This is a genomic window from Vibrio sp. qd031, from assembly GCF_002100145.1.
Lineage (GTDB): Bacteria > Pseudomonadota > Gammaproteobacteria > Enterobacterales > Vibrionaceae > Vibrio.
Genome location: NZ_JXQD01000036.1, coordinates 285,580 through 292,949 on the forward strand (window position 1 = coordinate 285,580; position 7,370 = coordinate 292,949).

Genomic DNA, 7,370 nt, shown 5'->3' on the forward strand with positions numbered 1-7,370 from the left:
CGACCTAAATAAAGTCATTGAATGAACTTTCACCACCTACCTTTTGTGAATTTCATCACACTCTATGTTTACTCATCCGTTAGCGACTCAAGTACGACGCTTTGATAGTTAAAGGCGTTCGCGTTGCTCTGCTGATCGCGGATCAATCCTAGCTGTTTGTAAATAATGTAGTAGCGATTTATGTTCCCTACATAAGTCACAGGCTCTTTGCCTATATTGCGACGAGTAATGATTTCTACATTTTGAAACCACTTGTTAGGATCATAACCGTGTTTAGTCGCTAAGGTACGCATTCGTCTGATCGCGGCTGGGCCTGCGTTGTACGCGGCTAAACTAAAGTAAACCTTGTCGTTGGCTGAAATATCGTCGTCACTGAAGTAGCGATCGTGGATAAATCGCATATATTTGGTCCCTGCGTGCACATTATTATCAAGGTCTTTGATATCGGGAATGTTGATGTAAGGATCCGATGCAGTAGCCGGTAATACTTGCATGATGCCCACTGCACCACGGTGAGAAACTTTCGAGTTATCTAACCCAGACTCTTGGAACGCTTGCGCAGATAGCATTAGCCAGTCGATGTCATATTGTTCACCGTATTTTTTGAACACCGTTGAAAGGTCATTGAGCTTTTCAAGTTGATCCGGATTCAGTGCTCGCGTTAACCAACTGGTGTTATCAATGTACTTTTCGTAGATGACATTGCCTAACCAGGTACCTTTCTTAGCGGTTTTTAAATAGGCATTGACGGTACTTTCCAGTTTTGGGCTTTCCTGTCGCATGGCCCATGCGATCTCTCCCTCGGTTCTTAGCGGAAGTTCCTCATGTGCTTTTAAGTTATCCATGACTTTAAGCCAGAGTTCAGCCTTATGAGAGTCCAATACAGTGAGGTCGATATAGTCTTGGTTCACCATCTCCATTAACTCGTAATCTTGAATGGTCTCTTCAATAAATCGCACCTCCATCGGTTGCAATCCCATGCTCGATAGCTCGTTGTTGATGCGCTGAATGCTTTCGAAGTAGCTAGAGCTGGCTCGTACCCAGACTTCTTGTCCACTGACATCGCTGATCTCGTCAATTGGATCTTCATCAGCGTTGGTAATAAAAAGCTCGGAAACATCTTCTAAGAAAGGCGTACTAAATTGCACTTGCTGTTGGCGTTGAGGGGTAATGGTTAAATTTGCTACGGCTAAGTCTCCATAACCGGCCTCTAATGCAACGAATAAATCGCTGCGCTCGATAGGGATAATTTGTATCTTTAGCAGTGGATTAGACTTTTGCAAATAGGCTTCAAAGTGTGCAAGTTGCTCTGCAATGATGCCTTTGGGACGACCTTTCTCGATATAATAAAAACCGAGATCAGCAGAAACCAGCACGCGAAGGTTGCCAGATTCGACTATCTTATCAAAGTCGCCAAGCGAATGTGATTTGGAAATCGGGGAGAGTTCTAAAGCGAATAACGGTCCTGAAAATAGCAGTAACGCCAGCTGCAATAACTGTTTTTTCATACAACATCCATGTTTGATTGCGCATAGTACGCATGCCTTACATCTACATTAAGTGTAGGTCGGGGTGGGCTTAGTGTTGTAAAAAAAGTGAAAGCCCATCAATTCATTCCTTGAATCGATGGGCAAAATGTAGCATTTATAGCTGATTGATCTCAATCAATTTTTCAGTTCTAGCTATGGCGTCTTCTAACCCTAACTCTTTATATGCCTGAAGCTGAATGTCTAGAGATTCCTTTGCGGCAACGGTATTGGGGTAGGTTTTTTGTATTTCCTGGCAACGATTAATTGCTGCGATCCACGCCTCTCGTCGCAGATAAAAATCTGCGGTTGCTAAGTCATAGCGGGCCAGCCTGTTTTTTAACGACACCATCCGAAGTGCGGCATCTTCAGCATAGGCACTGTCTGGGTAGCGCTGTACCAAACGTTTAAAGTCAGCAAAGGCTTTTTTTACGGGTTCTGGATCTCTGTCGCTCCGATCGATGTTAAATACATCGTGTAAAAAGTTGCGGTCTTGTGCCATGTGTGACAAACCGCGCATGTACAATACCCAATCACTTTTAGAGTGCGTAGGGTTTAGACGAGTAAAGCGTTCTATCGTTGCGAGACCCAACGCAAGTTCGTCATTTTTATAGTATGCATAGATCAAGTCTAACTGAACTTGTTCAGAGTAAGGGCCGAAAGGATAGCGTGAATCAAGCGCCTCTAGTTGATCCACAGCCGTCACCCAGTTACCTTCTCGTAAGGATTTCTGCGCTTCTACGTATAGTTCTGCTGGTGGAATATCCGGAACGACGTCTTCCGTGCTGCTGCAGCCAAAAATCAATGCGCAACTGAGTGCGGCAGCTAAATGTCTATATCTCATGGGATAGATACTGTCCCTATTTTTTATTTAAATTGCTATTGCCCGTTACAAGTAGGGGCTGAGCAGATACAATATACAAAGTCGCTATTTTTTCACAGTAGCAAGCATTAGTCCCACAGTTTTTTAAAAAGTTCGATATGGCCCAGACAATAGAGTTAAAAAAACAAGTACAACCAAGCCAACTTGGTCAGCGTTTAGACCAAGCCATTGCCGAGTTGTTTACCGAATATTCTCGTTCGCGACACAAAGAGTGGTTGCTGGCTGGACATGTGCAGGTAGATGGTGAAGTAACCACTAAACCTCGTCAAAAAGTGATGGGTGGCGAAGAGATCGTTATTCAAGCTGAACTGGAAGACGAAGAACGCTGGGAAGCACAAGATATTCCGTTAGATATCGTCTATGAAGATGATGATCTTTTGGTTATCAATAAACCTCGCGATCTTGTGGTACACCCAGGGGCAGGAACACCGGATGGAACGGTATTAAATGCCTTATTGTTCCACTACCCAGATATTGCTGAAGTGCCGCGTGCCGGCATCGTCCATCGTCTCGATAAAGACACGACTGGGCTCATGGTAGTGGCGAAAAATGTACCCACTCAGACACGTTTGGTGAGAGCGCTGCAAAAACGCAAAATCACTCGTGAGTATGAAGCAATCGCTATTGGTAAAATGACCGCTGGTGGCATGATTGAAAAACCGATAGGCCGACACCCGCAAAAACGTGTGTTAATGGCCGTTAACGAAATGGGCAAACCAGCGGTGACTCACTATCGTGTTGCAGAGCATTTCCGTGAACATACTCGTATTCGCTTACGTCTAGAGACTGGTCGTACACACCAAATCCGTGTTCATATGGCGTATTTACAGCACCCATTGCTTGGTGACATCGCTTATGGTGGTCGTGCTCGAATTCCAAAAGGGGCAAGTGAAGAACTCACCGCCAAAATTCGAGGGTTTGACCGTCAAGCATTGCATGCAGTGATGCTGCGTTTTGACCACCCTAGTCACGGTGAGTCGATGGAGTTTCATGCACCGGTACCCGACGATATGATTGATATCGCGGAAGCTCTGCGCGTAGACGCTAAAGAGAACCCGGAAGAAGATTACTAACCAAGTGCCATTTTGAACAATGACATTAATCTTCATTACTGAGCAAATACAGTGAGTCTATTGTGAGTTGGATTGTCCCTAACTGGAACGCACCTAGAAATGTTAAGGCCATCAGCACGACACGAGAAGGAGGCTTTTCGAGTCCGCCATTTGATGGCTTAAACCTTGGTCGGCACGTTGGGGACGACGCTCAAACCGTCGAGCGCAACCGACACTGGTTAATGAAGAAGGCAAAACTGCCTTCTTCACCCGCTTGGCTAAATCAGACTCACTCTACCGATGTGGTCGCACTTCCGCTTGAGCCGGATGTGATTGTTAGCGCTGACGCATCAATAGCATATTCACCACGGCAAGTTTGCAGTGTTATGACCGCAGACTGTGTTCCGGTATTGTTTTGCAATGCTGAGGGGACACAAGTCGCTGCAGTGCATGCGGGCTGGCGAGGTTTACTTAATGGCGTGCTCGAAAACACCATTGATAAGATCGATGGTCGCATTATTGCGTGGATCGGACCTGCGATTCGACAACCTCGCTTTGAAGTGGGGTCAGAGGTTCGGCAGCAGTTTATCGACTGCAATGACGAGGTTGAACGCTGTTTTGTCCCTTCAAGCAATCCGGGGAAATGGATGGCTGATTTAGAACAGTTAGTCACGATTCGACTGTTTAATGCCGGCGTAAACGAGGTTAGCAGTAGTGGGCTCTGTACCTATGACGACGTTCGATTTTTCTCTTACCGTCAAGGTTCCATTACCGGCCGTCAGGCCACGATGATCTGGATGGAAACATAACCCTTCATAGAACTCTGCTTCTACCAATGAGAAACTTTTCTTTTTTTGCCCCCCGCTTTTTGTTATCGCTCAATTAATGCCTAATTAGCACTTGAAAATAGTGAATTTGATGACCACTTTCTATACATAGTAGAAACAACTTTCACCCAAGTGATGTGTGAGGAGTGGACATGCGATTAGATAGATTTACCAGCAAATTTCAGATGGCGATTTCAGAAGCGCAATCGCTGGCATTAGGTCGTGACCATCAATATATAGAACCCGTTCATTTAATGTCTTCGCTGCTCAATCAAGAGGGCAGTTCGATACGCCCGTTATTTACATTACTTAATGTTGATGTGGTTCAGTTTCGATCCTCAATTGCAGAGATGTTGGACAAATTACCTAAAGTCTCTGGAATAGGGGGCGATGTTCAACTGTCGTCACAAATGGGAACCTTGTTTAACCTTTGCGATAAGATTGCTCAAAAGCGTAATGACAGTTACATATCATCAGAAGTCTTTTTGCTTGCGGCTGTGCAAGACAAAGGCCCAATGGGGCAACTGCTCAAGAAGTTAGGCATCACCGAAGAAAAAGTGACGGCTGCGATTGAGAAAGTGACCGGTGGCCAAAAAGTCGATGATCCTAACGCCGAAGAGCTGCGTCAAGCGCTCGAAAAATTTACCATTGATCTGACCGAGCGAGCTGAACAAGGCAAGCTTGATCCTGTTATTGGTCGCGATGATGAGATCCGTCGAACCATCCAAGTATTGCAGCGCAGAACCAAAAACAATCCAGTGATCATTGGTGAACCTGGTGTGGGTAAAACGGCCATAGTCGAAGGTCTTGCTCAGCGAATTATTAATAATGAAGTCCCTGAGGGGCTGCGCGGAAAACGTGTATTGGCGCTGGATATGGGATCGCTCGTGGCGGGTGCGAAATATCGAGGCGAGTTTGAAGAGCGTTTAAAATCATTACTTAATGAGCTGGCAAAAGAAGAGGGCAATGTGATCCTCTTTATCGATGAAATGCACACTATCGTCGGCGCAGGTAAAGGCGATGGTGCTATGGATGCGGGCAATATGCTAAAGCCAGCGCTGGCACGTGGTGAGTTACATTGCGTCGGTGCGACTACTCTCGATGAGTATCGCCAATACATCGAAAAAGACCCAGCTTTGGAGCGTCGTTTCCAAAAAGTGCTAGTGAACGAGCCAACAGTAGAAGATACCGTTGCAATACTACGTGGCTTAAAAGAGCGTTACGAACTGCATCACCATGTTGATATTACCGATCCAGCAATCGTTGCAGCGGCAAGTTTGTCGCATCGTTATGTGTCGGATAGACAGCTTCCCGATAAAGCCATAGATCTTATTGATGAAGCCGCTTCGTCAATTCGTCTGCAAATCGATTCCAAACCAGAGCAAATGGATAAGCTAGAGCGCCGTGTCATTCAGCTCAAAATAGAATTGCAGGCTCTAGCAAAAGAGGGCGATGACGCCAGTCGTAAGCGTCGTGATCTTCTTAATGTAGAACTCGAAGACAAAGAGAAGCAATTTGCTGAGCTCGAAGAAGTATGGAAAGCAGAAAAAGCTGCTCTCTCAGGTACTCAGCATATTAAGGCGGATTTAGAGCAAGCTCGACAAGATATGGAAATAGCCAGGCGTGCTGGCGACTTGAACAGAATGTCCGAACTTCAATACGGCAAGATCCCTGATCTTGAAAAGCAGCTCGACCTAGCTGCCCAAGCTGAAATGCAAGAGATGACGTTGCTGCGCAATAAAGTGACCGATGTTGAGATAGCAGAAGTGTTGTCGAAGCAGACGGGTATCCCTGTGGCCAAAATGCTTGAAGCAGAGAAAGAGAAACTACTTCGTATGGAAGAAGTGCTCCACGATCGGGTCATTGGTCAAGGAGAAGCTGTTGAAGCGGTCTCTAATGCTATACGACGCAGTCGAGCTGGATTGTCTGATCCTAATAGGCCCATTGGTTCGTTTCTATTTTTGGGCCCGACCGGAGTCGGCAAAACCGAACTGTGCAAAACGTTAGCGACATTTCTGTTTGATAGTAGTGACGCAATGGTCCGTATCGATATGTCTGAGTTTATGGAGAAACACTCTGTCGCAAGATTAGTCGGTGCTCCTCCAGGTTATGTTGGCTATGAGGAAGGTGGATACCTTACAGAAGCTGTTCGCCGCCGTCCTTATTCAGTCATTCTTTTAGACGAAGTAGAGAAAGCACATCCTGACGTATTTAATATTTTACTTCAGGTGTTGGACGATGGCCGATTAACCGACGGCCAAGGTCGTACTGTCGATTTTAAGAACACGGTATTAATCATGACGTCCAATTTGGGCTCTGATCGGATTCAAGAAGGGTTTGGTCACTCAAGCTATCAACAAATGAAAAGTAGTGTGATGGACGTGGTGAAAACTCATTTTAGACCAGAGTTTTTAAATCGCGTGGATGAAAGTGTAGTGTTCCACCCATTGGGAGCGGAACATATTCAGTCAATCGCTGCTATACAATTACGACGAATGACCGACCGATTGAAAGAGAAAGACTTTATTGTAGAAGTAACAGAAGAAGCATTGGAGTTTATTTCGAAAGCTGGATTTGATCCTGTTTATGGTGCACGCCCTCTAAATAGAGCGATTCAGACCTTAGTAGAGAACCCAATGGCGAAATCTTTACTCGCTGGTAAACTTCTTCCGAACAAAACGATTACTCTGAGCGTACGTGATAATCGCATTGTAGCGAGCCAATAAGCGCAGTAATTGTACGATTAAATGACGATTTGACGGTTTTTTATTCGCTTGGAATAAAAAACCTGAAAATCGTTGTTTTAAGGGTTGCGCTACCCCGAATTCTACTTATAATGCGCCTCCGTTGTCAGGGATAACTGGCAAGGCCAAAGCGGTGATGAAAATCAACGTTTTAAAGTTAAAAAGAAAGTGGTTGACACTGAGTTTTAACTGGTTAAAATGGCCGTCCGTTTTGAGGGTGACTTCGAAACAAGCTCTTTAACAATATAAACCTATCAATCTGTGTGGGCACTCGTTGATGATAATCGCTACTTGTTTTTACTTTTTTTATAAAAAGTAAAACAAAAAACGATGTCAAT

At 45.0% G+C, this 7,370-nt stretch carries 5 protein-coding genes; 3 read left to right on the forward strand and 2 right to left on the reverse strand.

All coding sequences use genetic code 11. The features are described from left to right. Window positions 1-68: 68 nt before the first annotated feature. Both ST37_RS19605 and bamD read right to left on the reverse strand, forming a co-directional pair. Complete coding sequence (locus ST37_RS19605) at window positions 69-1,508, reverse strand: lytic transglycosylase F (protein WP_084889230.1); 1,440 nt, start codon at window positions 1,506-1,508, stop codon at window positions 69-71. Window positions 1,509-1,644: 136 nt separating this feature from the next. Continuing rightward, a complete protein-coding gene (gene bamD / locus ST37_RS19610) occupies window positions 1,645-2,370 on the reverse strand; it encodes an outer membrane protein assembly factor BamD (RefSeq protein WP_084889231.1) in 726 nt (241 codons plus the stop codon). A gap of 137 nt (window positions 2,371-2,507) precedes the next feature. On the opposite strand from bamD, the gene rluD reads away from it, so the two are divergent. The 3 genes from rluD (at window position 2,508) to clpB (ending at window position 7,014) form a co-directional block, all read left to right on the forward strand. Next, on the forward strand, window positions 2,508-3,482 hold the full coding sequence (rluD, locus tag ST37_RS19615; protein WP_084889232.1) for a 23S rRNA pseudouridine(1911/1915/1917) synthase RluD: 975 nt from the start codon (window positions 2,508-2,510) through the stop codon (window positions 3,480-3,482). Window positions 3,483-3,544: 62 nt separating this feature from the next. Continuing rightward, on the forward strand, window positions 3,545-4,270 hold the full coding sequence (pgeF, locus tag ST37_RS19620) for a peptidoglycan editing factor PgeF (RefSeq protein WP_084889233.1): 726 nt from the start codon (window positions 3,545-3,547) through the stop codon (window positions 4,268-4,270). A gap of 170 nt (window positions 4,271-4,440) precedes the next feature. After that, on the forward strand, window positions 4,441-7,014 hold the full coding sequence (gene clpB, locus ST37_RS19625; RefSeq protein WP_084889234.1) for an ATP-dependent chaperone ClpB: 2,574 nt from the start codon (window positions 4,441-4,443) through the stop codon (window positions 7,012-7,014). The last annotated feature ends 356 nt before the right edge of the window (window positions 7,015-7,370 follow it).

Excerpts from the sequence above, each read along its gene's own strand:
- ST37_RS19605 (WP_084889230.1), bottom strand. The coding sequence starts at position 1,508 with ATGAAAAAACAGTTATTGCAGCTGGCGTTACTGCTATTTTCAGGACCG.
- bamD (WP_084889231.1), bottom strand. The coding sequence starts at position 2,370 with ATGAGATATAGACATTTAGCTGCCGCACTCAGTTGCGCATTGATTTTT.
- rluD (WP_084889232.1), top strand. The coding sequence starts at position 2,508 with ATGGCCCAGACAATAGAGTTAAAAAAACAAGTACAACCAAGCCAACTT.
- clpB (WP_084889234.1), top strand. The coding sequence starts at position 4,441 with ATGCGATTAGATAGATTTACCAGCAAATTTCAGATGGCGATTTCAGAA.